This window comes from Chryseobacterium sp. RU33C (genome assembly GCF_900156015.1).
GTDB classification, from domain to species: Bacteria; Bacteroidota; Bacteroidia; order Flavobacteriales; family Weeksellaceae; genus Chryseobacterium; species Chryseobacterium candidae.
This window is the reverse complement of record NZ_FTMT01000003.1, coordinates 96,442-122,407: the sequence shown is the minus strand read 5'-3', so window position 1 is coordinate 122,407 and position 25,966 is coordinate 96,442. Positions and strand designations below refer to the sequence as shown.

Below are 25,966 nucleotides of genomic sequence, written 5' to 3'. Positions count from 1 at the left end.
TTTATGGTTAAATTACTTTGTAGCAGCAGCCGGTGCAGCAGCACCTCCTACTTTTTTCTCATAAACAGCTTTTTCCCAAGGTTTGATATCAGTAACACCGTACTGCTCGCTTTTGGTAATGGCCATTTCATCAAGAATATCGACAAAGTTCTTATATACAGCATCGTCAGTTGGCTTAATGATCACGGTAAATTTCGTTTGATCTGCAGCTCTAGATTTTGCCTGCTGAATTACTTTTCTAATTCCCTCTCTATCAAGAGTAGTTTCCATAAGAGTCTGGTCATTCAAGGAAGTAGCATCCTGCTGATGCCAGAAAACTCTGTTATTTTTTCCTAATAAGATAGAAATTGAGTTAGAAAGTTTAATTTCTGTTGGAGGTGGTTTTTGTTTTTCATCTTTCGGTTTAGCCGGAAGACCCAAATCCATAACGTTCGGTTTACTGAACGTAGTTGTGAACATAAAGAAGGTAATCAATAGAAAACCCAAGTCCACCATCGGAGTCATATCGACTCTGGTACTTTGCTTCTTGGAACGGACTTTGCCGCCCTTGCCGCCTTTCTCTTGTACTTGTACTTCTGCCATTTCTATCGATATTATTCGTTAGGTTTACCTTCTTGTGATGTAATCAACCAAAATTTAAGAAAATCAATATCTCTTAAACCCTCAAATAGGCTTTTAACTTTCGGATATTCAGTTGTAACGTCACCTTTAATAGCTAACTTGTAGTCAGGGTTAACGCTCAAACTTTCTTTTACCCAATCAATTAATTGCTTATTTGTACTGTCCATAGGAATACCTGTAGGACTCTTATAATTTTTCTGCTCATCTGCAGGCATGTCCAAGTACCCTTTAAGTTGGTTCATTGGAACTCCAATTGCCTGAATTTTCTGGAAAGCTGCTTTTTGGTTGTTGTCAAAAGTAATACCGTACTTTTGTCCCATTTTATCCAAAAGAGCAAGTCTTTCTGATGCATTTTCTACTGGCTGGAAATAGAATTTTCCGTCCGGAGTAGCGTTGATAGTCATTAAACTAGCATCAGGAAGCAATTTTTCCGAAATTGAAGATGGCGGTTTGATCTGCTCCACGTCAGGTTTTTTAAACTGAGTGGTCAAGATAAAGAACGTAAGGAGTAGGAACGCAACGTCACACATTGCAGTCATGTCCGTAATTACTCCATGTCTTTTTGGTTTGACTCTCGCCATTATTATAAAATATTTTTAATTAAACTTCTTTTAATTGCTAATGCAAATATCCTGCTAATTCTTAGTTGAATTCAGCGAAAGACTGTTGGATACTCATAGAGATCTCATCGATCTTGTAAGTTAATCCGTCAATTTTAGATGTAAAGAAGTTGTAAAGGATAATAGCGATTGCTGAAGTACCAATACCTAAAGCCGTGTTGATCAAGGCTTCAGAGATACCTGTAGATAGAGCGGCAGCATCCGGAGTACCACCTCCTGAACCTAATGCGAAGAACGCCTTGATCATCCCGATTACCGTTCCAAGTAGTGCTACTAATGTTGCAACAGTACCTAAAGTAGAAAGAATCATCATGTTTTTCTCAAGCATTGGCATCTCAAGAGTAGTAGCTTCTTCAATAGCTTTGTTAAGCGCTACCATTTTCTGCTCCTTATTTAATGTAGTATCGTGAGAAAGTGCTTTGTAAGTAGTAAGACCTTCTTTTACTACGTTACCAACAGAACCTTGTTGTCTGTCACACTCTTCGATAGCTTCGTCAATTTTGTTTTGGTTTAGTAAGCTTCTTACCTGTACAACGAAGTTGTCTAAGTTTCCTTTTCCAGCTGCTTTACCAAGAACGAAATATCTTTCAAAAGAGAAAACGATTACAGTAATCATGAAAGTAATCAAGATGGGTACAATAACCCCTCCTTTGTAGATAATACCTAAAAACGATTCTGGGTGAATGTCTTTTCCTTCAACACTTGAAAAAGCTACAGAACCGCTTCCTAGTTTATCTGCATCTTTAAAGTTTCCTGGGCTACCAAGAACAAATAAATAAATACATACTCCTATAGCAAATAGAATAGGAATAATAACAGCTGGATTTAAACCTCCTGCCTTTCTAGCAACTACTTGCTCATCATTTTTTGAAACATTCATTTCCATATTTAACTAAATTATATTGTTTTAAAATTTTACAGGGTGTAAATTAAAGGCAAAATTAATTAAAATGCAAGAGTCTTAATTAAACATTTTGCTTTTTTTTGATAAAGAAATTTTAATACGATTTCGAAATAATAATTATTTTAAATTATTTTATTTATTTTTTCAAAATTTAACATTTGAATTAAAAAATCAAAAAAATAAGACACCCATTTTTTTTAATTTCCCAATGTTAATTTTTTTTTAAATTACGATATTCACAATACGGTGAGGGACTACAATGATTTTTTTAGGGGTTTTACCTTCCAAAATCTGTTGCATTTTCTCGTTCGAAATCACCAAATCTTCCACTTCCTTGGCAGATAATTGAGCTGAAAGTGAAATTTTGAACTTCATTTTACCATTTACACTTACCGGATACTCAATTTCGTCTTCAACCAGATAATCTTCATTTAATACCGGGAATTTTTCAAATTCTATCGATGTACCGTGACCTAATAAACTCCATAGTTCTTCACAGATGTGAGGAGCATACGGAGAAATGATAACGGCCAGTGGCTCTAAAATATTGCGCTTGTTGCATTTTATTTTCTGAAGCTCATTCACAGCGATCATAAAGGATGATACTGAAGTATTGAAAGAGAAGTTTTCAATATCATATACTACCTTCTTTATTAAGGTATGTAAAACTTTGTATTCTGCTTTTGTAGGTTCTTCGTCTGAAATTTCAAATACGTCTCCGTTAAAATACAGGTTCCAGAATTTTTTAAGGAAACCATATACTCCGCTTAGCCCTTGGGTATTCCAAGGCTTGGACTGTTCCAGTGGTCCTAAGAACATTTCATATAATCTTAATCCGTCTGCTCCATACTCTTCACAGATATCATCAGGATTTACTACATTGTACTTTGACTTGGACATTTTTTCTACTTCACGGTCTGTGATGTATTTTCCGTCTTCCAGAATAAATTCAGCATCGGCATAATCCGGTCTCCAAGCTTTGAAAGCTTCAGTATCCAATTCATCAGAAGTTCCTTTTAATAAAGATACGTCAACGTGAATCTGCTGAGTCTGGTAGTCTTTGGCTAAATTTTTAGATACATATTGATTTGTTCCGTCAATTCTGTATACAAATGCACTCATCCCTAAGATCATTCCCTGGTTGATCAATTTCTGGAATGGCTCATCATGGCTGATATATCCTCTGTCTTTTAAGAACATGTTCCAGAAACGGGAATATAACAAATGTCCGGTTGCATGTTCGCTCCCTCCTATATATAAATCTACCTGTCCCCAATAGTCTGAAAGATTCTTTGCACAGAATTCTCCGTCATTTTGCGGATCCATATATCTAAGGAAATACCATGAACTTCCTGCCCAGCCCGGCATTGTAGATAATTCTAACGGAAAAATTGTTTTATCATCAATTAAGTCTATAGCTACTACCTTCTGGTTAGCTTCATCCCATGCAAATTCCTTTGCATTTCCCAGTGGCGGATCTCCGTCTTCTGTAGGTAAATATTTTTCAACTTCAGGAAGTTCCAACGGCAAAGCAGAAGCAGGCAATGTGTAAGGCATCCCATCCTTATAATATATAGGAACGGGTTCTCCCCAATAACGCTGTCTTGAGAAAATAGCATCACGCTGTCTGTAGTTGGTAGTTCCATGACCGATACCTTTCGTTTCGATCTCTGAAATTATTTTTGATTTTGCATCGTTATAATTCAATCCGTTCAAGAAATCAGAGTTGACACAAACGGAATCTTTAGAATCAAAAGATTTTTCCTGAACGTCTTCTTCCGTTTCTACAACTTTCTTGATTTCAAGATTAAATTTCTTAGCAAATCTATGGTCACGCTCATCGTGTGCCGGAACTGCCATTACAGCTCCTGTTCCATATCCCATTAATACATAGTCTGAAATATAGACAGGCATTTTTTCATTACTGAACGGGTTAATTGCATAACTTCCGGTGAAAGCTCCGCTCACGTTTTTCACGTCAGACATTCTGTCTCTCTCCGTCTTTTTGGAAGTTTCTTCAATATAAGTATCTACTTCTACCTTTTGAGCGTCTGTAGTAATGGTTTCCACTAAAGGATTTTCCGGAGCCAATACCATAAAGGTTGCTCCAAAGATGGTGTCGGGTCTTGTGGTAAATACCTCAACGATTTCATTATGCCCTTCTACCTTGAAACGAACCTGCGCTCCCTGAGATTTCCCGATCCAGTATTCCTGGGAATCTTTCAGCGGCTGCGGCCAGTCTAATGTATTCAATCCTTGTAATAATCTTTCAGAGTACGCAGAAATTCTCATACTCCACTGCATCATTTTCTTTTGAAATACAGGGAATCCTCCTCTTTCAGATTTCCCATCCTTTACTTCATCATTGGCCAGTACAGTTCCTAATGCAGGACACCAGTTTACTGTCGTTTCTGCTCTGTAAGCAAGACGATAATTTAAAAGGATATCTTCTTTATCAATTTCGGAGGCGCTCTTCCATTCTTCTGCTGTGAAATTTAATTCGTCGTTCTGATTAGCATTTAATCCTTCTGTTCCTTTTTCTTCAAAATGGTGAATCAAAGAATCAATAGATTCTGCCTTATCCGTATTTTTATTATACCAGGAATGATACAGCTGGATAAAAATCCACTGTGTCCATTTATAATAAGAAGCGTCTGAAGTTCTTACTTCCCTGCTCCAGTCGAATGAGAACCCGATTTTTTTCAGCTGCTCTTCGTATCTGTTGATATTCTGTTCTGTAGTAATAGCCGGGTGCTGTCCTGTCTGGATTGCATATTGTTCAGCTGGAAGTCCAAAGCTGTCATATCCTACCGGGTGGAGTACATTAAACCCCTGATGTCTTTTGTATCTCGCATAGATATCCGATGCAATATATCCCAGCGGGTGACCTACGTGAAGGCCTGCTCCTGATGGGTACGGGAACATATCGAGTACATAAAACTTTGGTTTGTCTGTGTTATTAGAGGTTTTATAGGTTTGATTTTCCTCCCAGTATTTCTGCCACTTTTTTTCTATCTGCTGATGATCGTAAAACACTTGATATATATGTTATATGTTAGACTGAATTATTTTTCTTTTTGACAAGATTCACAAAATTAATGATTTTAAAGTAAATAGAAATGAATTTATGATGAATTACAAATTCTATCCTCCACAAAAAAATCCCATCCGGAGATGAGATCTTTTTTATATCCTGAAGTATATACTATTATTGAGTAACTCTTTTGAAGGTATATGTTCTTGTCTGGAATATCTTAGGATCCTGAGTCTCCTCTCTTACAGCAAGATTGAGCGTTGTAGCATCCAAAGTAATAACCTTTGCATTTTGCGGTTCTACTATTCCCTGGATTTTCATCTGAACGTCTTTCCCTTCCTTATTATAAGTATAATTGAATTTGATATCTGAAAGAATAGCACACTGACCAGGTGTAGCAGTATCTCCCCAGTTCGTTTTCCCTCCTTTGGAGTCAACGCTAAACCACCATCTTGTCTGTTTCTGACAATCTGTATAAGTAATCGTGTTAGAAACCGGGTCTTCACCAACTTCTACAGTGGTAACTACTTCTTTTAACGGTTGCCATGTCCCAACAAGAGGAGCTTCCAGAACAGTATCATTGTCACTACTACAGCCTGTAGCTGCAGCAAACAAAGATAAACCTGCAAATAGTAATGCTAATTTCTTCATAGATCAATTTTTTCAAGCGCTAAAATTATAATTTTTTTGATTTATATTACTATTTTTTATGAAAAATTATTTCATCTCCCTATATTTATATATATTTAAAAATACGAAGACCTCATTTTCCCTTTATTTAACAAATAATGAATATATGAGCATCATTCATTCTATTAAAAAAGTTATTTTTGCAGGAAACAAAATACAGATGCAGGATATAACGAAAAACAATTTTGACTTTATACGTGTTCTCCTCGCCTTTATTGTCTTTCTTGGACATCTTGGCACCCTCAGCGCTTCTCCTGATCTCAAAATTTTTGAGTACAGTCCTATAGAAATTGCCGTTTTCGGGTTCTTCGCTGTGAGCGGATTTCTGATTGCAAGGAGCTATGAAAGGTCTTCAAGCCTGAAAAGTTATTTAAAAAAAAGAATCAGAAGAATTGTTCCCGCTTACTTATTGGTTATTTTTTTATGTGCAATTTTATTAAGCCTGGTAAGTACATATTCTTTCACCGAATATTTCAGCAATACACAGGTTTACAAATACCTTTTCTGGAATTCATTATTTTTAAATTTTAAAGCACCCTGGCTTCCGGGAGTTTTTGGAAATCAGGCAGTGAATGGTGCCCTATGGACACTGAAAATAGAAATGTGCTACTATTTTGCAGTTCCTCTGTTGTTTTTGCTTTTCGGGAAGAATAATAAGTACAGAAATACCAGTTTGATTATTTTATATTTTTTATCACTTATTTATCTCAACTATTTTGAATCTTTAAATAAAATTTCACTTGCCAAACAGCTTCCAGGAACATTATCCTATTTTATCCCCGGAATGCTGATTTACTTTAATTTTGATAAATTTATCCAACATAAAAATATCATTTTCGTCATTGCTCTTGCCACGGTGTGGATTGATTTATATTTACCTATCCAGCTTTTTTCCCCAATAATGATTGGTGTTATCGTAATGTATATTGCCTATTCATTTAAATTCTTAAATAATTTCGGAAAATATGGTGATTTCACATACGGAATTTATATTTTTCACTTTCCTATCATCAGAACTTTCCAGACTTTAGGATTATTCGAAGATTACAATCCTTTTGTAATGGCTTTGGTATGCATGTTGGTGGTAGTTGCTGTAGGTGTAAGCTCCTGGCATCTTTATGAAAAAAGATTTTTATAATTTTGCAGTATAAAAAACATAAATGAAAAATCTTGTCTCTATTATTACTCCTTGCTACAATTCAGCGGAATTTATCGAGGAAACCATACAGTCTGTTCTTAACCAAACCTATGAAAACTGGGAATGGCTGATCACAGATGATCTTTCTCAAGATAATACTGTTGAGATCATCAGAAAATATAATGATCCCAGAATAAAACTATTGGTACTGGAGAAAAACGGAGGTGCAGGAAATGCAAGAAACAAAAGTCTGGAAAGAGCACAGGGAAGATATATTGCTTTTCTGGATTCTGACGATTATTGGTATCCTGAGTATCTGGAAACGATGACGGATTATATGCAGAAGCATAAAGCAGAACTTGTTTATTGTAATTATTCAAGATGTAATGAACAGCTTGAGCCTATTCTGAAAGATTTTCTGGCGGAAAAGACAGTTACGTTCTCCAATCTGCTGAAAACATGCCGTCTTGCACCGGTTTCTACGATGTATGATACTAAAAGAGCCGGGAAATTTATGTTCCCTGTAAAAAGTAAGCGTGAAGACCATGTGATGTGGCTGAATCTTTTAAAAGTAATACCGGAAGGGATTCCTGTAAAAAAGACAATGGCAAAATACAGAATGCGTGAAAACAGTGTTTCCAGAAATAAGAAAAATATCATCAAAGATCAGTATCTTGTCTATAAAGACTTCATGGGATTCTCAACAGTAAAATCATTGTATTATACCGCTAACTGGGCACTCAACGGATTCCTGAAGTACTCGAAAATTTTTAATTAATGGAATATTCTAAAGAGTTTAAAGCTGCTCTGAGTGCTTTTTCCGGAGCAGAGAAGGATAAACTTATTTTCAGACTTCTGAGAAAGGATAAATTATTGTCCAAAAAGCTCTACTTTGAACTGATAGATCCCGAAACTACCGATGATAAAAGAAATGCCATGGAAGAACATATAAAAGAACAGGTTCTTCTGGCTTCAAAATATGTGGGAAATGCCCAATATTTTCTGTCTGCTGTACGAAAAATAAGTGCTGAAATCACAGAACACACAAAAGTTACCACCGATAAATTCGGAGAGATTTCTCTGAATCTTTTTCTCGTTAACAAGGTATTGGAAAACAACAGTGACCTCAGCAGACAAAGGTTTGACAATGTCTACAAACTTTATATTTACATTATCAATAAAATATTTAAATCGTTGACCCTTGTTAAGAAGCTGGATGAGGATTACTGGATAGAAATTGATGAATATCTTCGTGATACTCTGGATAAAATTTTAGAAAATCATTATCTCCAAAAGCTCTGTATCAACAATGGTCTTGACTTCAACTGGTTTGAATGTGACAGGATTCCTGATAACATTGATCAGATCATGAAAGACATTAAAAGCCAGGGATTCTTAAGATAGAATTTTCTGAAGAATCATTTTGGTAGAGTCTGGTTTTTCATCTACAAATTTCCCGGCATTTTCAGACATTGCGAACAGCTCTTCCTTATTATCGTCATTGGCGAGAAATAACACAAATTCTGAGGCAGCATACTCATCCGAGAAAGATTTTCCACCATTAGCAGAGATCAGGTCATCAGCTTCCGGATTCTTTTTATAATGATTCCCAAAAATCACGGGAACACCAAAAGCAGCAGCTTCCAGAATATTATGAAGTCCCGCCTCATGAAACCCACCTCCTACAACAGCTACATCTGCATAAGAATAAAGCTTCGATAATAAACCAATACTGTCTATGATCAGAATCTGAGTATTGAAAGCTGATATGTGAGTATTTTGTATTTCGCTGTACAGTAAAGCATCCGGGAATATATTTTTCAGATGCTCTACTCTTTTCAGATCATGAGGTGCTATTATAAGTTTTACCGTATTATTTTTACGCGAAACCACTTCTGCTATTTTCTCTTCCGCCTGCCACGAACTTCCGAAAACAACAGCTTTATTCCCTCCGATAAATTCTGTAATATAATCTACATGATTATTTCTTTTGCGGAGCTGTTTTACCCTGTCAAACCTGGTATCACCTGTTACGGAAGACTTCGTTAATCCAACACTTTTCGCCAAAGCCAATGAAAACTGAGTCTGGTGGAAAAACCAATCTACATTTTTCTGAAGCTGTTTTACAAACCATTTTCCGTAGGAAGTAAAGAAAGACTGTCTTTCGTAAAACAATGCTGAGATCACATAGACTTTTGTCCCTTTATTCTTTAATTCTGCAAGGAGGTTGTACCAATAATCATATTTAACCGTAAAAAATAGTTCAGCATTAAACTGATCTGTAAATTCTTTTACAGTCTTTTTATTATCGAAAGGCAAATAACAGATAACGTCAGCAATGTGTTTCTTCTTAACCACATTTTCATATCCTGACGGGGAAAAGAAAGTTACCAATATTTTGTGCTGAGGAAAATTTTCTTTAAGCCTCTCTAATACAGGTAATCCCTGCTCATATTCACCCAGACTTGCCGCATGCATCCAGATGACTTTATCCGTTTTTGAAAATACAGATTTTACTTTATCCAAAGACTTTCTTCTTCCTTCAACGCCTTTTTTAGTTTTATTATTAACCAATGCGAATGTCTTCATTCCAAGGGTAAGGAGACTGATCAATATATTGTATAAAAAAGCCATTTTACTTATTCTTTAATTTCAATTCTGTCATGATCTGTACAAGGGTTAGATATCACTAAAAATTCGATTTCTTCAGTCGATTCATTGGAAATAAAATGCTTCGATCCCGGCTCAACAGATATAGATTCTCCCTGCCCAACCAGAAATTTTTCTCCACGAATATACAATACCGCTTCTCCTTTCAGAATATAGAAAAACTGTTCTGCCACTTTATGATAATGAAGTTTCTCTGAAGTTCCCGCGGGCATTTTCTCCTGCTTTATGGATAAGTTTTGCGTATTTTTAAGAATCCAGCTGTCACATTGGTTTCCCCACGTATAATGTTCTGAATTATTTTTAGAATGTATCATTTAAATAGATGAGCGATAAAGAGTAATGCAGGAGTAAATAAAATAACTGATAAAAATAGAGTTGCCAATGAAATTCTGGGTTTAGCTTTATCATCAACCGCATATCTGAACATATAGTCCTGAAGATTCAGAAAAACCACTGCCAGCAGAACAAAAAGAATTCTCAGTCCGGTTTTCATAATTAAAAACTGAGTAGTCATGTTTTGATCTGTAATTTCTACAGGAAAATCTGTGTCTTCGGGATGTCTTGTTCCATAAGTGAATACTGCATACAATCCCAGAGCAATTACAGGGATCAGAAAGGCATATATTTTCCCACCAAATCCATCCGCTTTTCCTTCCATATCAAAATGGACGGGAATTCTCTCTGGCAAAGTGTTATAGTTCTTCAGAGTAAATACCCATAAGAAAGCGACCCATCCAAAATTTAAAATATCAAAAATTATATAAAGAATATTTTCCATTCCAGATGAGATTGAATGATGATTAAATTACACTTTTCAACACTCTCAATTTGTGAGTATGCTTATTCATCTCTTTATTGAAAATCCCCGTAGAATCCAGCGTGTCTATTCTCACTTTTCCTGAAGCATGGATGATCTTTTGATTCTCCAGCATAATTCCTACATGGATAATTTTTCCTTCTGCATTTTCAAAGAATGCAAGATCTCCAGGCTGTGTTTCTTCTACGAAAGTAAGCGGTTCTCCTACCTCAGCCTGCTGTGACGCATCTCTGGGTATTTTTATGTTGTGAATTTTATAAACCAATTGGGTAAATCCGGAGCAGTCTACTGCAAAAAAGCTTTTCCCTCCCCACAGATAAGGTACGTTCAGGAACTCTTTTGCTGTCAGAGCGATACTTTCACGCACATCATGACTTCTCCTTGAAGCGACTACCGGGAATTCCACTTCGGAACCCATAGAAAGCAGAGTTTTACCATCGTTCATGAGTACAGAAGAAAAATCTTCGGTTACGACAGTCACTTTTCTTTTGGCCAGCTCTTCGTCTGTCACAGGTTTAAGCTGCTTGGTATCCATCCAACCTTCATAGCCATCATAATGCATTTTTATTTTGGTCCAGTTTTTATTTACTTCCAAAATATCTGCACTTTCCCCAAACAATATTTCCGTAACAATTTCAGCTCTGTCAGAATTTTCTGCACGAACCGGCGCTACTGTAACAATACAAACTCCTTTATTCATTAATTTTCAATTTAAAGATTGAATAATTTAAAGGTTACAATACAATGTATATCTCTTTAAATGTTTAATCCTTGAATATTTCAGTTACTTTCTGCGAAGAAAGTTGACTCCATCACGCAAAGGTAAAATAAGATTTTCAAAATCTTCGTCTTTTGCTGCCAAATCATTTAATTCCTGGATAGACTGAGTAGATTTCAGCTTTGGATTTTCTTCCAGCACTTTTCCATACCACAATACATTATCAAATAAAATCACTGTTCCTGATTTTGTATGAGTTTTAATCAATCTGAAATATTCGGCATAATTTTCCTTATCGGCATCTACAAAAATCAGATCAAAAAACTCATCTGTTTCTTTTAAATATTCCTTGGCGTCCTGAAGTTTAAAATCGATCTGACCGGCATATTCGCTGGATTCAAAATATTTTTCAGGAAGATAGGCAAGATCCTCATTCACATCCAATGTGGTAATTTTTCCATCTTTTGCCAATCCTGATGCAAGACATAAAGTAGCATATCCGGTAAATGTTCCTATTTCGAGAATATTTTTCGGCTGCAGCATCTGGGAAATAATTGTCAGCAGTCTTCCCTGCTGATATCCGGAAATCATATGGGGCTGTGTGGTTTTCTGATAAGTCTCTCTTCTCAGCTTTTTCAGAATTTCGGATTCCGAAGAAGCGTGCGCCTCCAAATATCTGTCCATTTCAGGATTCTTTTCTTCAAAAAAACTCATACCATTTTAATTTAAACAAATTTAAGGATTTTAAAGCTACTTTTTTAATTCAGGAAGAAGATACAAAAAAAGAGAGAAATGAATCCCTCTTACATGCATCTATCGTCACTTTAAAAAGTTATTATAAGGCTACACAATATTGTCCTATTGAAGCACAAACCCATCCCGGGCAGCAGTCAGTGGTTCTTTGACAGATTATCTGAGGATTGCAGTCCAGGACAGCACCTTGTACATTTTTCATAGCTTCTCTTGAGATCTTTTTTAAATTTTTCATAATGATTTTAGTTTAGTATTAATTTCCTACTCTTTAGATTTTCGGATACCTCTTTTATTATTTCCCAATACAGAGATTTAAATATACATATTCTTTTATTAATCAACCCATTATACATTAATAAATTATTTATAAAATGTATTAAAATTTCCATATCAGTGAAAACCCCATATAAAATACCGTGAAAACACGGATGTTATTTTTGTTGTATTAGTTATAAGTTTGTAATAAAAATAAGGGGTAAAAACACTAAGAGAAAACAAGATGATTGCAGGAGAGACACAAACTAACCATGAGAATCACAAAAAAGTTGTACTGAAAAGTAGAACTGATGCTTCTGCAGCAAAAAGTAAGACAGAAATATCCACTTCATTTTTGCAACGAATTATTTCGCTCCTGAAAAAGGAAGAATTAATTTGATTAAGAATAGATCCCGGCCACCTTCGGGATTTATTTTTGTTTTAAACTGTGGAATTTTATTTCCATCATCCCAACATCCATTCAACAGAACTTACTAAGTTCATTCTACAAGTATTTTATCAGAACTCATCTTTATAAGCCTGCCAAACCGGCTTCAAATATTCATGAGCAGCTAGTACTCTTCAGAAATTCTCACTAAAATTCCTTCCTGAAAAGTCAAAACCCTCATAAAAAACAGGAAAAACACCTGTATTTAAGTGCCCATATGCCTCTACCTTTGAGATAAGTTTTCCAACCATGAAACATTCAAAACAAGGAGGAACCCGAAAATCCTAAAAAGAGTAGGGATATTTTAAAAACAGCAGCATGAAAACAAAGACTTTATTATTAATTGGAGCAATAGTGGGACTTGTTATGATATTTTCCCAGCTAAAACCTCAGGAAATGTCTTTTTATAAAGAAAAAGGCAATTACATTGTAGACAACAATTACCTCCTTAAAGAGGTCAAAAAAATTTCGGATGAAGACATGAAAAATTTATTAAGCCTTCAGAAAATTCATCAGAACAGTTTGGGCACCAATTTCATTGTATACAAAATCAACAGGCAGTATATAATCCGCGGATGTTTAATGAAAGCTAATATCGACTGGAAAAAATATGGTGATATGAGAGCAAAAGTAGAGGGCATCCTGAAAAAATATGGTGCTAAAGAGCTTGGAACAGATTATTATGCGATTCAAAATAACCAAGTTGCGACCAATGCAGCTTTACTAAGCCAGAAAGATATCTCCTCTTTAAGCAGATTGACTATTAAAGGTGCAGAAGAATATACCATCTGCCCGCCCACGATGGGAAGAAGGAATCTTACCAATGTGATTATAAAATCTTACAAAGTTAATACAGCTATTGATCCCAGAATCAATGTAAAACTGAATAATGTATTGGTGAATTACAAATAAACTCAAAGGCTGTTTTTAGTCTTAAGACAGCCTTTTAAAATTTTCATGCCATGAAAAGAAAGCTACAGTTATCCGGAATTTTCATTATTCTTCTAATAGTCTTCACTATTGGTCTGAAAGGAACATTTGATGGCTATTACGGTTTCTACTATGAAAACAAAAAGTATGACAAGCATTTGGTTTATGCGATGTCAGAAAATATTGCCCAGTTAAAGCCTGTCAATATATTTACTTCATATACAGGTTTTGATACAGGATATGGCTTCTATGCCCCCAATGTTGCCAGTGATTTTGTCATGAGTTTTGAATTACAAGACAAGAATGGAAAAATTCTGGAACAAAAGACACTTCCATATTTTAATAACAAGGAAAGCAGAGTAAGATTTACTACTGTCTTCAATATGTTTCTAGATAAAATTTCAAGTAAAAATATATACGACAAAAAATATTATCAGTATCTGGATATTATTATCAGACAGATCGCTGAACATGTGATGACAGAGAATTCAAAAGCGGTGAGCGTTACCACAAAACTTTATCTGTATGATTACCCTTCAATTACTGATTTCAAAAAGGGAAAAACGAATGAAAATTTAATTCTTATTGACGAATTTAAACATTAAAGTGATGAAATATCTGAATGCATTCTATACCCGTGTTGAAAATTTCTTTTTCAAACAGGATAACCAGACGGAATTCCTGGGTTTCTTCCGTGTTGCCATAGGAACGGTTATTCTATTACAGTTTATGGCAGTGATGCCGGATTTTGATCAGTTATTTTCAAGCAGCAGTATTATTCCACAGGATATTATGGGTGTTTTTACTCCCGACTGGATGATTACTTTCTCAAAAATTGTAAGTTTCTTACAAAGCTGCGGAATTGAAGAAAGCACAACGATTCTGATGACCAAAGTCTCATTTATCACATTGTGTACTTTTATTATTACTGGATTTTATTCCAGAATTGCTGCCTTTCTTTTACTTATCCTGCAGATTGCATTGCTTAAGGGAAGTTCTTTCTTTGCCTATGGCGCAGACTTTTTTACGAGTATGTCTTTATTCTATCTGATTCTTTTCCCTGCTGATCAGCATTTTTCACTGAGAAATTTTATTTTCCGCAAAAATCCTGTAGATAGCAATTTCACTCCGGTCAAAAGATTATTTCAGATTCATATTTCTATTGCTTATTTCTTTTCAGGACTCGACAAAGCTTTAGGTTTCAACTGGTGGAACGGCGAATCTATCTGGAAAGCGATCCATCTGCCCTACTCCAACAGAGATCTGAATATTGATTTCAGCTGGCTGGCAGAACATTCTTATATTTTAAGCTTTATCGGATGGAGTACGATTATTATCGAGATGTGCTACCCATTTTTTATCTGGCACAAACCGACACAGAAAACATGGCTTTACCTAACGGTTTCCATGCACATAGGAATTGCTCTCGTTCTCAATCTATATTACTTCTCAGCAATTATGATCATCTGGAATATCACGAATTTTTACTTTGAACAAACCGCTAATAAAAAAGTCTTCTCCACAAAGAAAACAATATCGGCGCAATATCTTCCCAATCAAATTGATTCATAAAAAAATCCCGAATTGCTTCGGGATTTTTGATGATATAGGGTTTAATCATTATTTCTTAGGAGCGATATCCATCAGTTTCATAAACTCATCAAGTTTAGGCATGATGATGATTTCTGTTCTTCTGTTTTCTGATCTTCCTGAAACGCTCATATTAGTCGCTTTCGGGTTGTATTCAGAACGCCCGCCAGCTGTAATTCTCGCCGGATCTACACCAAACTGAGTCTGAAGAACTTTAGCTACAGAAGTCCCTCTTAATGCAGAAAGATCCCAGTTGTCTCTCGGAAGATTTGGAGAATTCAGAGGAGCATTATCCGTATTACCTTCAATTAATACTGAGTATTTATCGTAATCGTTGATTACTTTTGCTACTTTTCCTAACACTTCCTGAGCTGCAGGTAAGATATTGTAATCTCCGGTTTTGTATAACATTTTATCTGAAAGAGAGATCATTACAACTCCTTTCAATACTTTCACCTGTACATCCTCATCTGATACATTATCCAAAGATCTCTTCAGTTTATTAGACAGTGCAAGGTTCAGACTGTCGTTCTTAGCATTACTGGAGATCAATTGCTTGATATAGGAATTGGAAGCATTGATTTCCCCTACCAGTTTATCAATGTTTGCAGAACTTTTTCCAGTATTGGACAGACATGCATCAAGTGATGATTTTAAAGCATCATGCTGACTTTTCAATAAGTTGTTTTCCCCTGTCAATGCAGAGTTCTGAGATTTCAAATCCTGAATTTCTCTCTGTCTTTCTCCGATATTTTCAATACACTGCTTATAGTTTGTGCTCAAAGCATCATACTGCTTTTTGCTGACACAAGATGTCATCCCCAGCGCCATTGCAGAAACTGCTAAAATTTTTAAAATCTTCATAAATAATCATTTTTAGACTACTCAAAGTTAGGAAAATTCAATTGAATTATATCGGTTATCTTTGCATAAAAGAAATTCTCAACATCTATGTTGAATAAATTAACCTTTACAAATCAATTAAAAAATCTCGTTCACGAGCCGGGAAATCACACCTATCTTTTAGCAGTAAGCGGAGGGGCAGATTCTATGGTTCTGGCCTCTTTATTCAGGGATTTAGCGCTTGAAAATCAAGATCCGTTGTTTCAGTTTCAGGTTGCTCATATCAATTATAAACTTCGGGGAAATGATTCGGATCTGGACCAGAAAACAGTGCAGGATTTTTGTGAGAAAAATCATATAAAATTTCATCTGTATGAAGTTTCGGAAAAAGATCAGAAGCCTGACAATTCAATCCAGCTTTGGGCAAGAGAAATTCGGTACCGTTTTTTTAACGAAATCAGGAAAAAAGAAAAACTGGAATTTCTTGTTACAGCCCATCATCTTAATGATCAGCTGGAAACTTTCATCATCAATTTATCCAAAGCTTCGGGAATCAATGGATTGAGCGGAATCCCATCAAATGATAATGATATTCTGAGACCTTTTTTACAATTTTCCAAAAAAGATATTTATCAGTTTGCCGAGCAGCATACTATTGAATTCCGGGAAGACCTTTCCAATAAGAAGAATGATTATCTGAGGAATAAGATCAGAAATGAGATTGTACCGATGCTGATGGAAACCAACAACCACTTTCTGGAAAACTTCAGAAAGAGTTCTTTATATCTGAATCAAACCAAAGATTTTGTACAACAACAGATCCAGGAAATAGAAAATCGTCTCACGGTATTTAACCAAAACTATAAAATCCTATCAAAGGAAAAGCTGGATAGTGAAAGTGATTTTGTAAAATTTGAAATTTTAAAGAAATACGGATTCAATCAGGAGGAAGAAATTCCGAAAATTTTTAAAGCCGAAAATAACAGTTCTTTTTTTTCAAAAGAATATCAGTTGATTGTTAACCGGGATGAGCTCATTTTTATTGATAAAAGCGAAAAAAAGGCAATTCCGGAAGAAATACTACTGATAGAACACTTTGATTTTTCCAAAAACCAGATGATCCTCGATCTTGTAGATCATATTGAAAGTATTTCCGGAATCAATAAAGAATTTGAATGGGATTTCGATGCCGAAAAGCTTCAGTTCCCTCTTCTTTTGAGAAAACAACAGGATGGGGATGAATTTTATCCAACAGCGTTTTCAGGGAAGAAGAAAGTTTCTAAATTTTTCAGGGACGAAAAATTATCTATTTTAGTAAGGCAAAAAATCTGGATCTTAACAGACCGTGAAAATTCCGTTTTGGGAATTATTCCTTTCAGACAGGATAGAAGATTTATAGCAACAAAAGACACAAAAAAAGTTCTGACGATTACATGAACAGAAGAGCAACAAACACTTTAGCAATTGAAGATTTCCAGAAAGACAACAACGTTGCCTTTGGTATTCTGTATCAAAAATATTTCGGCTACACCCGAAAATTTGTTCTTGCCAACAAAGGGAATCTGGAAGACGCAGAAGATGTTTTTCAGGATGCCTTGATTATTTTGTATGAGAAATTGTATGATGACGATTTCAAAGCCTACACCTGTCTTGCTAATTATGTAACCGGAATTTCTAAAAACCTTTGGCTGAAAAAGCTGCGCAACCGAAATTTTTTTGTGGAAATGCATGAAAGCTATTATTTTGAAAACAAAGAAGAAATCAACCAGGCTATAGAAAATGAAAGAGATTATTGGGATAAACTCAACGATTATATCAATAAAATCTCATCACACTGCCAAAACCTCATCCAGGATATTTTTATGAAGAACAAAAATATAGAAGAAATTCAGAAAAAATACAAGTATTCCAGCAAGCATAATGCCCAAAACCAAAAGCACAAATGTGTAGAGCAGATCCGTAAAATAAAAAAAGACGACAATATTTAAAACTGATTATCAATACTTTAAATAAAATTTAAAAAAAATCACCTTTTCATTGGGTGATTTTTTTTGTTTTGGGGAACTTCTTAATAAATACTTTATCTTATGTTCACAAAAATTATCTATACATTTTTATTTTTAGTCTCAATTTCATTTAATGCGCAAAGCACAAAAGGAATCAGCTTTCAGGCTAAAAATGTAGAAGAGGCCAAAATACTGGCAAAACAGCAAAATAAGCTCATCTTTATTGATTTGTACACCACCTGGTGCGGTCCGTGCAAACTGATGAAAAAGAATACGTTTCCAAATCCAGAATTGGGAGAGTTTTTCAACAAAAACTTCATCAGCCTTTACATTGATGCCGAAAAAGAAGGAACAGAACTTGCCAAAAGATTCAAAATTGTGAATTATCCTTCCTTTCTTTTCTTAGATCACAACGGCGAATTGGTGCAGTATGAATATGGATATTACAATGCTGCACAATTTTTAAATGTAGGACAATCGGTCTTAGAAAAAAGAAATACAACAAAGAAAACCCACACATTAAGTGAAGTGAAAGGTAAAATAGTGGGCGAATCCATTCCTGATTTTACGGCAAAAGATCAATTTGAAAAAACATTTTCTTTGTCTCAGGGAAAAAAGAAAACCATTTTGGTTTTCATTCGCGGACAATGGTGCCCATACTGCAATAAGTATGTGGAAAGTCTTCAAAATATCGCACCTGAATTAGAATCCAAAAATGTAAGGCTGGTCATCATTTCCCCTGAAAAACCGGAATTTATAGAAAAAACTGTAAGCAAAACCAAAACCGCATATTCTGTTTTATATGATGAAAACTACAGAATCGCTGAACTTTTTGATGTGCTTTACACGCCTGAGAAAAAAACTCTTGACTTCTACGAAAAACATTTGGGAGACGATTTCAGGAAGAGCCGTTCTGATGAATCCGGAAGACTGCCTGTTTCTGCTACCTACATTTTAGATGAAAATCAGAAAATTGTCTGGAGGCATTTTAATCCCGACTACAAAGAGAGAGCTTCTTTAGAGGACATTTTAAAACAACTTTAATATGAAAAATATCATCATCATACTGTCTTTTTTGTTTTCATTTACAGCATTTTCACAAAAAACCGAACACCGGAATTTAGAAAACAAACTGGCAATTCAGGGATATGATCCTGTTTCTTACATTGAACAGAAAAAGGCCATAAAAGGAAAAAAGGAATTTGCGGTTAATGTAAACGGGGCAATTTATTACACCTCTTCGGAAAAAAACAGAGAGCTCCTGAAAAAAGATCCTGCCAGATACGAACCTGTTTATGGTGGTTGGTGCGCTTTTGCACTGGGAGATTATGGCGAAAAAGTAGAAATTAACCCTACAACTTTTAAAATAATTGACCATAAAACCCATTTATTCTACAATAAATTTTTCAACAATACGCTGAATTCCTGGAATAAAAATGAAACAACACTGAAAAAAAATGCAGACCAAAACTGGAAAAAACTGACAGAAAAATAAACAATTTATCTAAAAAAAACGCTATGAAAATATTTAAAACTTTATTAGGAACAGCGCTTTTACTGCTTCTGCAAAGCAATTACTTATCTGCTCAAGGATGCAGTGATGCCGGATTCTGTACAATTAACAGCCTCCAGCCAAATAATAACGACAGTATAAAAGCGTATCACAATCAGATTAAAACCGGGATTTTCTTTGGAAAAGCAGACAATTCTATTTCTGTTTTTGGAAATTATATTGAATACAACAGACAAATCAACGAAAAATTGGGTGTGGATGCAAAACTTACTACTTTGGCACAAAATGGCAATGATGTTTCCACTTTTGGACTTTCTGATATTTTCCTGAATGCAAATTATCAGGCAAATAAAAACCTGAAATTTACTTTGGGTGCAAAAATTCCTTTGTCAGATGCAGGAAACTCCAGAGAAAATCTGCCTTTGCCAATGGATTATCAATCCAGCTTAGGAACGTTTGATTTAATTGTAGGCGTTGGCTACGAAATAAAAAAACTCCAGCTGGTTGCCGCTCTTCAGCAGCCTTTAACACAAAATGACAATCAGTTTTTGGCATCACAATACCCAGCAAGTTCAGCATTGAGAGGATTTTTATCTACCAACAAATTTAAAAGAAGCGGTGATATTTTGCTCAGGGTTTCTTATCCTTTAATGATTAATTCAAAAATAAGACTTACACCAAGTATCTTGCCGATTTATCACCTGAAAAACGATCGTTTTACTAACCAGAACAATGTAGAACAAGAGATTAACAATTCAGAAGGTCTTACATTAAACGGAAATGCTTATCTGGACTACGAGATCAACAGGAGAAACAGTATTCAGCTCAACGTAGGCGTTCCTTTTCTTGTAAGAAAATCCAGACCCGACGGATTGACAAGAAGTTTTATTGCTAATGTAGAATACAGAATAAAATTCTGATTCCTTTAATTGGAAACTTTACAACAAAAAAACATCAGGAATTATGAAAACAATTATTATGGCATTCTTTACAGCCTTTATTTTGGCTTCCTGCATCAGGGAAAACACATCAACAGAAGATTTAATGGAAATGGTACCGGAAAATGCCATGCTAAAATATTCAGGAGATTTTATGCAGGGTCCTTACGGAAATAACGTGAACGGAAAAGCGGAAATCTATGAAAAAGACGGAATTCAGACCCTGGTTTTTAATAACAATTTCACCATAAGCAACGGGCCGGATCTGTATGTCTATGTAAGTAAAGAACAGCAACCATCACAATTTATTTCTTTAGGAAAACTGAAATCTGTAAACGGTGGACAAATCTATACTTTTACTGGTTCAGTGAATTTTGACGACTATAAATACGCAGTCGTTCATTGCCAACAGTATAATCATTTATTTTCTTACGCTTTACTTCAGAAACCATAATCACATCATTATGAAAAACTATATCAATTGGGCATTACGGTTAATTCCCGCCATCATTCTACTCCAGACTCTATTTTTCAAATTTACTGCTCATCCTGATTCGGTTGCTATTTTTTCAAAACTACATGCAGAACCGTACGGAAGGATTTTTTCCGGAATTTTAGAACTTATTACAGCAATATTAATTCTGAATCCAAAAACCACTTTTTGGGGAGCCGTTTTAGGATTCTTCACAATGATAGGAGCTATAGCATCACACATTTTTATTTTAGGAATTGCAACCAATAATGATGGCGGAAAATTATTTTATCTTGCTCTCATCGTTTTTGTCTTTTGTGTGATTCTTTTACTTAAATTAAAAAAAAATAAAGTATGAACAGAGACGAGTCGGTTTATGCCATCTTACGCGAGATTCTTACCGGGCAACAAGAGCTTTTGCAAAAAATTTCTACTGAAATATATACTCACAAAATCCCATCTTTAGACGATTCTACCATTGGTGGTCATACGAGGCATATTATTGAGTTTCTTGAAATTTTACTGAACTCTTATCATATGAGTCAAATTAATTATGATGGAAGACAAAGAAATCTGGAATTAGAAGAAAACCCGGAAAAGGCAATGAAAGTAATTACTGAAATACTTTCTGCTATCGATCTGCCGAATAAAAATTTGACTTTGAAGCAAATTGCAGGAAATATTTCTGTAGAAATTCCCACCAATTTTTATCGGGAACTGCTGTACAACATAGAGCACTGCATTCATCATCAGGCATTGATAAAGGTAGCTTTTAAAGAGATTAAAATGAGTCATTTACTCCATAAAAATTTCGGAATTGCGCCTTCTACCATTCAATACAGAGAAACTCAAAATCTAACCTAAATGTGTACCGTAACCTATTTTCCGCATAAAGACAAAATCGTACTGACCTCTAACAGGGACGAAAAGCCCAATCGTGCTGCCCAGAAAATCCATCAGGAAAAAGGTCTTTTTTATCCGAAAGATACCGCCAAAAACGGAACCTGGTTTGTGGTTTCAGCAAGCGGAAATGCTATCGTTTTACTAAACGGCGCTTTTGAAAATCATCAAAGAGAAACAGAATACAGGAAAAGCAGAGGCCTCATTGTTCTGGATTTAATAGCACAAGAAAATATAACCAGTGCCTTACAACTGATTCAGTTGTTAAATATTGAACCTTTTACGCTGGTTATTGTACAGAAAAATCAATTGGCAGAATTTCGTTGGGACGGTTCGGAAAAACATTTTAAATGGTTAAACATTAACCGTCCTTATATTTGGTCTTCCGCTACTTTGTATGATGAAACTGCAAGAGAAGAAAGAAAACAGATTTTTCAGGAATTTCTGCGGAAAGAAACAATTTCAGAAGAAACAATCTGGAGTTTTCATCATCAGAAAACCAATGATCTGGAAAACGGAATTACCATAAAAAGGCAAAATACGATACAAACCATCAGTACGACACAGGTTGTAATTTCCGAAGAAATTACAATGAAGCATTATGACCGGCTCAACCCACTTTCAAAACCTGAAAAAATTCTCCTTAAAAATGAAACTCAAACATCAATTTCATAAAATTGTACATTGGGAATACTGGTCCACATTTTCCATTTATCTGCCGCTTTTTCCAGTATGGCTTTACTGTGCATGGAAAGCAAGAACGCTCTTGTTCTTCCATGGGGCTAATCCTTCTATAAAATATGGAGGTATGGCTATGGAAAGCAAAAAAGAAATCTATGATTTGATTCCCAAAGATTGGATTCCGAAAACTATTTTAGTATCTTCAGAGATCTCATTTCAGGAAATTATATCTGAGTTACAATCAAAAAAAATAGAATTTCCCATTATTGTAAAGCCCAATATTGGTTTGAAAGGTTTAGGGGTTACACAGCTTGAAGATTTAAATGAATTAAATAATTATCAAAAAAACAACAATTATGATTTTTTGATTCAGGAAAAAATAAATTATCAAAATGAGGTCGGCATTTTTTATCACAGATTTCCTAACGAGAGCAAAGGAAAAATTACAGGAATGGTGAAAAAAGAATTTCTTTCTGTAAAAGGAAATGGCAAAAATACCTTGAGAGAACTGGTGATGGGAAACCCCAGAAGTGCCTTTCAGATCAAAGCCATAGAACAAAAAATGGGCAGCGAGATGCAGAAAATTCTTCCCGAAAATGAAGAGATTATGCTGATTCCGTTCGGAAGCCACACCAGAGGAGCCAAATTTATTGATATTTCAACCGAGGTTACGGAAAAGTTAGAGAAAAAAATAAATGAAATCTGCACCAAAGTTAATGGTTTTTATTTCGGAAGATTAGATATAATGTATGAAAATCCATTTTTTTTGCAGGAAGGGGAAAATTTTAAAATCATAGAAATAAATGGCGCTAAAAGTGAGCCTACGCATATGTACGACCCGAAGCACTCTTTATTTTTTGCATGGAAAGAAATTGCAAGACATTGGAAAATAATGGCAGAAATCAGCAGAAAAAATCATGAAACAGGTTTCCCTCACTTAGATGTAATAGAAGGGCTTATGGCTCTAAAAAACAATTTGAAAATAGAAAAAAAGCTGAGAAAAGTTTCACTAATTGATTAATCTATAAAAAACAATTACTTTTGTATAACAGTATTTACCTAAAATAAAAATATGAGACTCTCTTCGATTCATAAACTTTCGTTTCTCTTTTTCTTTTTTCTTACTCTTAGTTTTTCTGCACAGATCAAGAATCCTGTAAAGTTTAAATTCACCATCAACGATCTGGGAAACAATCAATACGAAGCGGTATTGAATGCTACCATGGAAAGCGGATGGCATATTTACTCTAAAGATTTACCGGAAGATACCGGAATTCCGACAGAATATAAAGTTACAGGAAAGAATATTGAATTGATCGGAAAATTTTCCGAAGTGGGTAAAAAACATGAAGAATTTTCCGAAGCATTTGGAGGTACCATTGTTTTCTACTCCAATTCGGCTGGATTTAAGCAGAAGTTTAAATTAAAAGATCCTACCAAGCCTGCAGATGTCACTTCTGAGATTACCTATCAGACTTGTGATGACAGAGTCTGTCTTGCTCCCAACACATTAGAATTCAATCAAAAAGTTACCCCAAAAGGGGCAACGGAAGTGGTTTCAACCGAGGAAACAGCAGCCCCTGTAAAAGATTCTGTGAAAGTTTCCGAGACCGTTACTGAAAATCCTGCAAAAACAGAAGCTACGATTACAGAGACATCAAAACTGGATCCAAAGCAGCTGAAAATTGCAACCATCGATTTCAAAAAACCATTAACAGATTGTGGGACTGCTTCTACTAAAGTGGATGAAAATTACTGGACGTATTTATTCTTAGGATTTATCGGAGGATTAATTGCTTTGCTTACGCCATGCGTTTTCCCGATGATTCCACTAACGGTTTCTTTCTTTACCAAAGGAAATAAAAACAAAGCAAAAGGAAAAAGAGATGCGCTGATCTATGGGTTTTTCATTCTTCTGATCTTTGTTTTACTAAGTATTCCTTTCCACATTATTGATGGTATTGCCGGAAATATCTTCAACGAAATTTCTACAAGCGTATGGCTGAACATTGCGTTCTTTATCATATTCATCTTCTTTGCCGGAAGTTTCTTCGGGTATTATGATATCACGCTGCCAAGTTCAATTGCCAACAAATCTTCGAAGGCAGAAGAGGCAGGAGGAATTATCGGTATTTTCTTCATGGCATTAACGCTGGTGATTGTTTCTTTCTCATGTACAGGACCTATTTTAGGAAGTTTATTAGGAAGCGCTGTCACAGGTTCATCCAATGTTCCTATGCTGCTGACCTTTGCTTTGGCAGGATTCGGGCTGGCATGGGCAATTATTTTTGGATTGCTGGCGTTATTCCCGCAGGCATTACAAAGCCTTCCGAAATCCGGAGGATGGATGAATACGGTAAAAGTTGTTTTAGGATTTGTAGAATTGGCTTTGGCTTTAAAATTCTTATCAAAAGCAGATCTTGTCTCCAAAACATTCTTCTTAAAAAGAGAGCTTTTTATTGCCATCTGGATTATTATTGCATTAGGGTTAGCATTATATTTACTAGGATTCATCAGATTCCCGCATGATGATAAAAAACCTAAAATTTCTGTCACAAGAAAGATATTAGGGGTATTGGGTATTGGTTTTGTGATTTACCTTATTCAAGGTTTAATTCCGTCTGAGCGTCCTAAACTTCAGTTATTAAGCGGAATTTTGCCTCCACTGAATGTAAGTTATTTCCATGATGAAAATGACGGAATTTTGGGAATGCATCCGGAACACGACTTCTTCAAAGCAATAGAACTGGCTAAAAAAGAAGATAAACCAATCCTGATCGACTTTACAGGATACGGATGTGAAAACTGTAGAAAAATGGAGGAATTTGTATGGAGCGAACCGGACATCTTGCCAATCCTACAGAATGATGTTGTATTAGCATCTCTGTATGTGGATGACAAAGAAGAGCTTCCTGAAGATCAAAAAACAAAAATCGATCTTGGAGACGGTCAGATCAAAAAGGTAAAAACAATTGGGGACAGATGGAGTTTATTCCAGCAGGTTAACTTTAACAATAACTCTCAGCCTCACTATGTTTTAATAACTCCGGACGGAAAAGTAATCAATACACCTGTTTCAGGATATATGCCTAAAGAGGACTTCAAAAAATTCCTTGAATGCGGAGTGAATTTCTATAAAAAGAATAAATAAATTATTCACATATCATTTAAAACTCGCACTTTATCGTGTGAGTTTTTTTATTGGATCTTGAGCTTATTCCATACATATTTACTATATGTCCCGCAGATAAAAAAACTTAAAAAAACACCACCATGATTAACCGATTATAAAAAATGTATTAAAAGAAACAGAAATGTTTAAAATAAATTACAAAACTATCAATAGATTCATGAATTTATAGATTTATCAATAATCAAGGCATATGTTTTGTATGAATTCTTTAAAAAAATTATAGTCTAACATT

General features: G+C 35.1%; 29 protein-coding genes. 17 read left to right on the top strand and 12 right to left on the bottom strand.

The window, feature by feature from the left end:
• Positions 1 to 12 precede the first annotated feature (12 nt).
• The 5 genes from BW946_RS03960 to BW946_RS03940 all read right to left on the bottom strand — a co-directional run bounded on the left by BW946_RS03960 (position 13) and on the right by BW946_RS03940 (position 5,830).
• Positions 13 to 582 carry an ExbD/TolR family protein gene (locus BW946_RS03960; RefSeq protein WP_076594931.1) on the bottom strand — a complete coding sequence of 190 codons (570 nt, stop codon included), beginning with the start codon at positions 580 to 582 and terminating at the stop codon, positions 13 to 15.
• Positions 583 to 593: 11 nt separating this feature from the next.
• Positions 594 to 1,202 (bottom strand): ExbD/TolR family protein, encoded by a 609-nt coding sequence (locus tag BW946_RS03955; protein ID WP_076594930.1) that lies wholly within the window; start codon positions 1,200 to 1,202, stop codon positions 594 to 596.
• Between the two features lie 61 nt (positions 1,203 to 1,263).
• Positions 1,264 to 2,127: a MotA/TolQ/ExbB proton channel family protein gene (locus BW946_RS03950; RefSeq protein WP_076594929.1), complete on the bottom strand. Its 864-nt coding sequence runs from the start codon at positions 2,125 to 2,127 to the stop codon at positions 1,264 to 1,266.
• Between the two features lie 240 nt (positions 2,128 to 2,367).
• A complete protein-coding gene (gene leuS, locus BW946_RS03945; RefSeq protein ID WP_076594928.1) occupies positions 2,368 to 5,181 on the bottom strand; it encodes a leucine--tRNA ligase in 2,814 nt (937 codons plus the stop codon).
• A gap of 172 nt (positions 5,182 to 5,353) precedes the next feature.
• Positions 5,354 to 5,830 carry a lipocalin-like domain-containing protein gene (locus BW946_RS03940; protein ID WP_034693028.1) on the bottom strand — a complete coding sequence of 159 codons (477 nt, stop codon included), beginning with the start codon at positions 5,828 to 5,830 and terminating at the stop codon, positions 5,354 to 5,356.
• A 145-nt stretch (positions 5,831 to 5,975) separates the two neighbouring features.
• Here BW946_RS03940 and BW946_RS03935 point away from each other — a divergent pair, with 145 nt between their 5' ends.
• From BW946_RS03935 to BW946_RS03925, 3 genes are read left to right on the top strand one after another with little or no spacing between them, the layout of a single operon-like run.
• Complete coding sequence (locus BW946_RS03935) at positions 5,976 to 7,007, top strand: acyltransferase family protein (protein ID WP_076595075.1); 1,032 nt, start codon at positions 5,976 to 5,978, stop codon at positions 7,005 to 7,007.
• A 22-nt stretch (positions 7,008 to 7,029) separates the two neighbouring features.
• Positions 7,030 to 7,785, top strand: a complete 756-nt coding sequence (locus BW946_RS03930) for a glycosyltransferase family 2 protein (protein ID WP_076594927.1) — start codon at positions 7,030 to 7,032, stop codon at positions 7,783 to 7,785.
• Entirely contained in the window at positions 7,785 to 8,411 is a 627-nt protein-coding gene (locus BW946_RS03925; protein WP_076594926.1) for a deoxyuridine 5'-triphosphate nucleotidohydrolase, read from the top strand. Before BW946_RS03930 ends, BW946_RS03925 begins: the two co-directional genes overlap by 1 nt.
• Here the strand turns inward: BW946_RS03925 and BW946_RS03920 are convergent.
• The 6 genes from BW946_RS03920 to BW946_RS21885 form a co-directional block, all read right to left on the bottom strand.
• Entirely contained in the window at positions 8,403 to 9,641 is a 1,239-nt protein-coding gene (locus BW946_RS03920) for a 3-deoxy-D-manno-octulosonic acid transferase (RefSeq protein ID WP_076594925.1), read from the bottom strand. The genes BW946_RS03925 and BW946_RS03920 overlap by 9 nt on opposite strands.
• A 5-nt stretch (positions 9,642 to 9,646) precedes the next feature.
• Positions 9,647 to 9,991, bottom strand: a complete 345-nt coding sequence (locus tag BW946_RS03915; protein ID WP_076594924.1) for a cupin domain-containing protein — start codon at positions 9,989 to 9,991, stop codon at positions 9,647 to 9,649.
• Positions 9,988 to 10,455, bottom strand: a complete 468-nt coding sequence (locus tag BW946_RS03910) for a DUF1648 domain-containing protein (protein WP_076594923.1) — start codon at positions 10,453 to 10,455, stop codon at positions 9,988 to 9,990. Before BW946_RS03910 ends, BW946_RS03915 begins: the two co-directional genes overlap by 4 nt.
• Before the next feature lie 22 nt (positions 10,456 to 10,477).
• A complete protein-coding gene (locus BW946_RS03905) occupies positions 10,478 to 11,194 on the bottom strand; it encodes a C40 family peptidase (protein ID WP_076594922.1) in 717 nt (238 codons plus the stop codon).
• Between the two features lie 84 nt (positions 11,195 to 11,278).
• On the bottom strand, positions 11,279 to 11,926 hold the full coding sequence (locus tag BW946_RS03900; protein WP_076594921.1) for an O-methyltransferase: 648 nt from the start codon (positions 11,924 to 11,926) through the stop codon (positions 11,279 to 11,281).
• Between the two features lie 121 nt (positions 11,927 to 12,047).
• Positions 12,048 to 12,200 (bottom strand): CCPGW family putative bacteriocin, encoded by a 153-nt coding sequence (locus BW946_RS21885; RefSeq protein ID WP_110368149.1) that lies wholly within the window; start codon positions 12,198 to 12,200, stop codon positions 12,048 to 12,050.
• Positions 12,201 to 12,986: 786 nt separating this feature from the next.
• On the opposite strand from BW946_RS21885, the gene BW946_RS03890 reads away from it, so the two are divergent.
• From BW946_RS03890 to BW946_RS03880, 3 genes are read left to right on the top strand one after another with little or no spacing between them, the layout of a single operon-like run.
• Positions 12,987 to 13,580 carry a hypothetical protein gene (locus BW946_RS03890; protein ID WP_076594920.1) on the top strand — a complete coding sequence of 198 codons (594 nt, stop codon included), beginning with the start codon at positions 12,987 to 12,989 and terminating at the stop codon, positions 13,578 to 13,580.
• A 50-nt stretch (positions 13,581 to 13,630) separates the two neighbouring features.
• Positions 13,631 to 14,203, top strand: coding sequence for a hypothetical protein (locus BW946_RS03885; RefSeq protein ID WP_076594919.1), 573 nt, complete (start codon positions 13,631 to 13,633; stop codon positions 14,201 to 14,203).
• Positions 14,204 to 14,207: 4 nt separating this feature from the next.
• On the top strand, positions 14,208 to 15,170 hold the full coding sequence (locus tag BW946_RS03880; protein ID WP_076594918.1) for an HTTM domain-containing protein: 963 nt from the start codon (positions 14,208 to 14,210) through the stop codon (positions 15,168 to 15,170).
• Positions 15,171 to 15,218: 48 nt separating this feature from the next.
• On the opposite strand, the gene BW946_RS03875 is transcribed toward BW946_RS03880, so the two are convergent.
• Entirely contained in the window at positions 15,219 to 16,052 is an 834-nt protein-coding gene (locus BW946_RS03875; protein WP_076594917.1) for an OmpA family protein, read from the bottom strand.
• An 87-nt stretch (positions 16,053 to 16,139) separates the two neighbouring features.
• Between BW946_RS03875 and tilS the strand changes: the two genes are divergently transcribed.
• The 11 genes from tilS to BW946_RS03815 all read left to right on the top strand — a co-directional run bounded on the left by tilS (position 16,140) and on the right by BW946_RS03815 (position 25,692).
• Positions 16,140 to 17,468 carry a tRNA lysidine(34) synthetase TilS gene (gene tilS / locus BW946_RS03870; RefSeq protein ID WP_076594916.1) on the top strand — a complete coding sequence of 443 codons (1,329 nt, stop codon included), beginning with the start codon at positions 16,140 to 16,142 and terminating at the stop codon, positions 17,466 to 17,468.
• The gene (locus BW946_RS03865; protein WP_076594915.1) at positions 17,465 to 18,019 is read left to right on the top strand and encodes an RNA polymerase sigma factor; all 555 of its coding nucleotides are present in this window, start codon (positions 17,465 to 17,467) and stop codon (positions 18,017 to 18,019) included. The genes tilS and BW946_RS03865 overlap by 4 nt, the downstream gene beginning before the upstream one ends.
• 99 nt (positions 18,020 to 18,118) lie before the next feature.
• On the top strand, positions 18,119 to 19,081 hold the full coding sequence (locus tag BW946_RS21025; RefSeq protein ID WP_083688775.1) for a redoxin domain-containing protein: 963 nt from the start codon (positions 18,119 to 18,121) through the stop codon (positions 19,079 to 19,081).
• A gap of 1 nt (position 19,082) precedes the next feature.
• Positions 19,083 to 19,532 carry a YHS domain-containing (seleno)protein gene (locus BW946_RS03850; protein WP_076594914.1) on the top strand — a complete coding sequence of 150 codons (450 nt, stop codon included), beginning with the start codon at positions 19,083 to 19,085 and terminating at the stop codon, positions 19,530 to 19,532.
• A gap of 23 nt (positions 19,533 to 19,555) precedes the next feature.
• A complete protein-coding gene (locus BW946_RS03845; protein WP_076594913.1) occupies positions 19,556 to 20,470 on the top strand; it encodes a hypothetical protein in 915 nt (304 codons plus the stop codon).
• 43 nt (positions 20,471 to 20,513) lie between these two features.
• Complete coding sequence (locus BW946_RS03840; RefSeq protein ID WP_076594912.1) at positions 20,514 to 20,942, top strand: DM13 domain-containing protein; 429 nt, start codon at positions 20,514 to 20,516, stop codon at positions 20,940 to 20,942.
• Between the two features lie 10 nt (positions 20,943 to 20,952).
• Positions 20,953 to 21,318 carry a DoxX family protein gene (locus tag BW946_RS03835; protein WP_076594911.1) on the top strand — a complete coding sequence of 122 codons (366 nt, stop codon included), beginning with the start codon at positions 20,953 to 20,955 and terminating at the stop codon, positions 21,316 to 21,318.
• Positions 21,315 to 21,824, top strand: a complete 510-nt coding sequence (locus tag BW946_RS03830) for a hypothetical protein (RefSeq protein WP_076594910.1) — start codon at positions 21,315 to 21,317, stop codon at positions 21,822 to 21,824. Before BW946_RS03835 ends, BW946_RS03830 begins: the two co-directional genes overlap by 4 nt.
• Complete coding sequence (locus BW946_RS03825) at positions 21,825 to 22,535, top strand: NRDE family protein (RefSeq protein ID WP_076594909.1); 711 nt, start codon at positions 21,825 to 21,827, stop codon at positions 22,533 to 22,535. It begins immediately after the preceding gene.
• Positions 22,510 to 23,562, top strand: coding sequence for an ATP-grasp domain-containing protein (locus BW946_RS03820; RefSeq protein ID WP_076594908.1), 1,053 nt, complete (start codon positions 22,510 to 22,512; stop codon positions 23,560 to 23,562). Before BW946_RS03825 ends, BW946_RS03820 begins: the two co-directional genes overlap by 26 nt.
• Before the next feature lie 51 nt (positions 23,563 to 23,613).
• Positions 23,614 to 25,692 carry a protein-disulfide reductase DsbD family protein gene (locus BW946_RS03815; RefSeq protein WP_076594907.1) on the top strand — a complete coding sequence of 693 codons (2,079 nt, stop codon included), beginning with the start codon at positions 23,614 to 23,616 and terminating at the stop codon, positions 25,690 to 25,692.
• Positions 25,693 to 25,966: the final 274 nt, after the last annotated feature.

What these genes read in the sequence shown, in the direction of transcription:
- BW946_RS03960 (WP_076594931.1), bottom strand. Translation starts at nt 582, where the DNA reads ATGGCAGAAGTACAAGTACAAGAGAAAGGCGGCAAGGGCGGCAAAGTC.
- BW946_RS03955 (WP_076594930.1), bottom strand. Translation starts at nt 1,202, where the DNA reads ATGGCGAGAGTCAAACCAAAAAGACATGGAGTAATTACGGACATGACT.
- BW946_RS03950 (WP_076594929.1), bottom strand. Translation starts at nt 2,127, where the DNA reads ATGGAAATGAATGTTTCAAAAAATGATGAGCAAGTAGTTGCTAGAAAG.
- BW946_RS03940 (WP_034693028.1), bottom strand. Translation starts at nt 5,830, where the DNA reads ATGAAGAAATTAGCATTACTATTTGCAGGTTTATCTTTGTTTGCTGCA.
- BW946_RS03935 (WP_076595075.1), top strand. Translation starts at nt 5,976, where the DNA reads ATGAGCATCATTCATTCTATTAAAAAAGTTATTTTTGCAGGAAACAAA.
- BW946_RS03930 (WP_076594927.1), top strand. Translation starts at nt 7,030, where the DNA reads ATGAAAAATCTTGTCTCTATTATTACTCCTTGCTACAATTCAGCGGAA.
- BW946_RS03925 (WP_076594926.1), top strand. Translation starts at nt 7,785, where the DNA reads ATGGAATATTCTAAAGAGTTTAAAGCTGCTCTGAGTGCTTTTTCCGGA.
- BW946_RS03920 (WP_076594925.1), bottom strand. Translation starts at nt 9,641, where the DNA reads ATGGCTTTTTTATACAATATATTGATCAGTCTCCTTACCCTTGGAATG.
- BW946_RS03915 (WP_076594924.1), bottom strand. Translation starts at nt 9,991, where the DNA reads ATGATACATTCTAAAAATAATTCAGAACATTATACGTGGGGAAACCAA.
- BW946_RS03910 (WP_076594923.1), bottom strand. Translation starts at nt 10,455, where the DNA reads ATGGAAAATATTCTTTATATAATTTTTGATATTTTAAATTTTGGATGG.
- BW946_RS03905 (WP_076594922.1), bottom strand. Translation starts at nt 11,194, where the DNA reads ATGAATAAAGGAGTTTGTATTGTTACAGTAGCGCCGGTTCGTGCAGAA.
- BW946_RS03900 (WP_076594921.1), bottom strand. Translation starts at nt 11,926, where the DNA reads ATGAGTTTTTTTGAAGAAAAGAATCCTGAAATGGACAGATATTTGGAG.
- BW946_RS21885 (WP_110368149.1), bottom strand. Translation starts at nt 12,200, where the DNA reads ATGAAAAATTTAAAAAAGATCTCAAGAGAAGCTATGAAAAATGTACAA.
- BW946_RS03890 (WP_076594920.1), top strand. Translation starts at nt 12,987, where the DNA reads ATGAAAACAAAGACTTTATTATTAATTGGAGCAATAGTGGGACTTGTT.
- BW946_RS03885 (WP_076594919.1), top strand. Translation starts at nt 13,631, where the DNA reads ATGAAAAGAAAGCTACAGTTATCCGGAATTTTCATTATTCTTCTAATA.
- BW946_RS03880 (WP_076594918.1), top strand. Translation starts at nt 14,208, where the DNA reads ATGAAATATCTGAATGCATTCTATACCCGTGTTGAAAATTTCTTTTTC.
- BW946_RS03875 (WP_076594917.1), bottom strand. Translation starts at nt 16,052, where the DNA reads ATGAAGATTTTAAAAATTTTAGCAGTTTCTGCAATGGCGCTGGGGATG.
- tilS (WP_076594916.1), top strand. Translation starts at nt 16,140, where the DNA reads ATGTTGAATAAATTAACCTTTACAAATCAATTAAAAAATCTCGTTCAC.
- BW946_RS03865 (WP_076594915.1), top strand. Translation starts at nt 17,465, where the DNA reads ATGAACAGAAGAGCAACAAACACTTTAGCAATTGAAGATTTCCAGAAA.
- BW946_RS21025 (WP_083688775.1), top strand. Translation starts at nt 18,119, where the DNA reads ATGTTCACAAAAATTATCTATACATTTTTATTTTTAGTCTCAATTTCA.
- BW946_RS03850 (WP_076594914.1), top strand. Translation starts at nt 19,083, where the DNA reads ATGAAAAATATCATCATCATACTGTCTTTTTTGTTTTCATTTACAGCA.
- BW946_RS03845 (WP_076594913.1), top strand. Translation starts at nt 19,556, where the DNA reads ATGAAAATATTTAAAACTTTATTAGGAACAGCGCTTTTACTGCTTCTG.
- BW946_RS03840 (WP_076594912.1), top strand. Translation starts at nt 20,514, where the DNA reads ATGAAAACAATTATTATGGCATTCTTTACAGCCTTTATTTTGGCTTCC.
- BW946_RS03835 (WP_076594911.1), top strand. Translation starts at nt 20,953, where the DNA reads ATGAAAAACTATATCAATTGGGCATTACGGTTAATTCCCGCCATCATT.
- BW946_RS03830 (WP_076594910.1), top strand. Translation starts at nt 21,315, where the DNA reads ATGAACAGAGACGAGTCGGTTTATGCCATCTTACGCGAGATTCTTACC.
- BW946_RS03825 (WP_076594909.1), top strand. Translation starts at nt 21,825, where the DNA reads ATGTGTACCGTAACCTATTTTCCGCATAAAGACAAAATCGTACTGACC.
- BW946_RS03820 (WP_076594908.1), top strand. Translation starts at nt 22,510, where the DNA reads ATGAAACTCAAACATCAATTTCATAAAATTGTACATTGGGAATACTGG.
- BW946_RS03815 (WP_076594907.1), top strand. Translation starts at nt 23,614, where the DNA reads ATGAGACTCTCTTCGATTCATAAACTTTCGTTTCTCTTTTTCTTTTTT.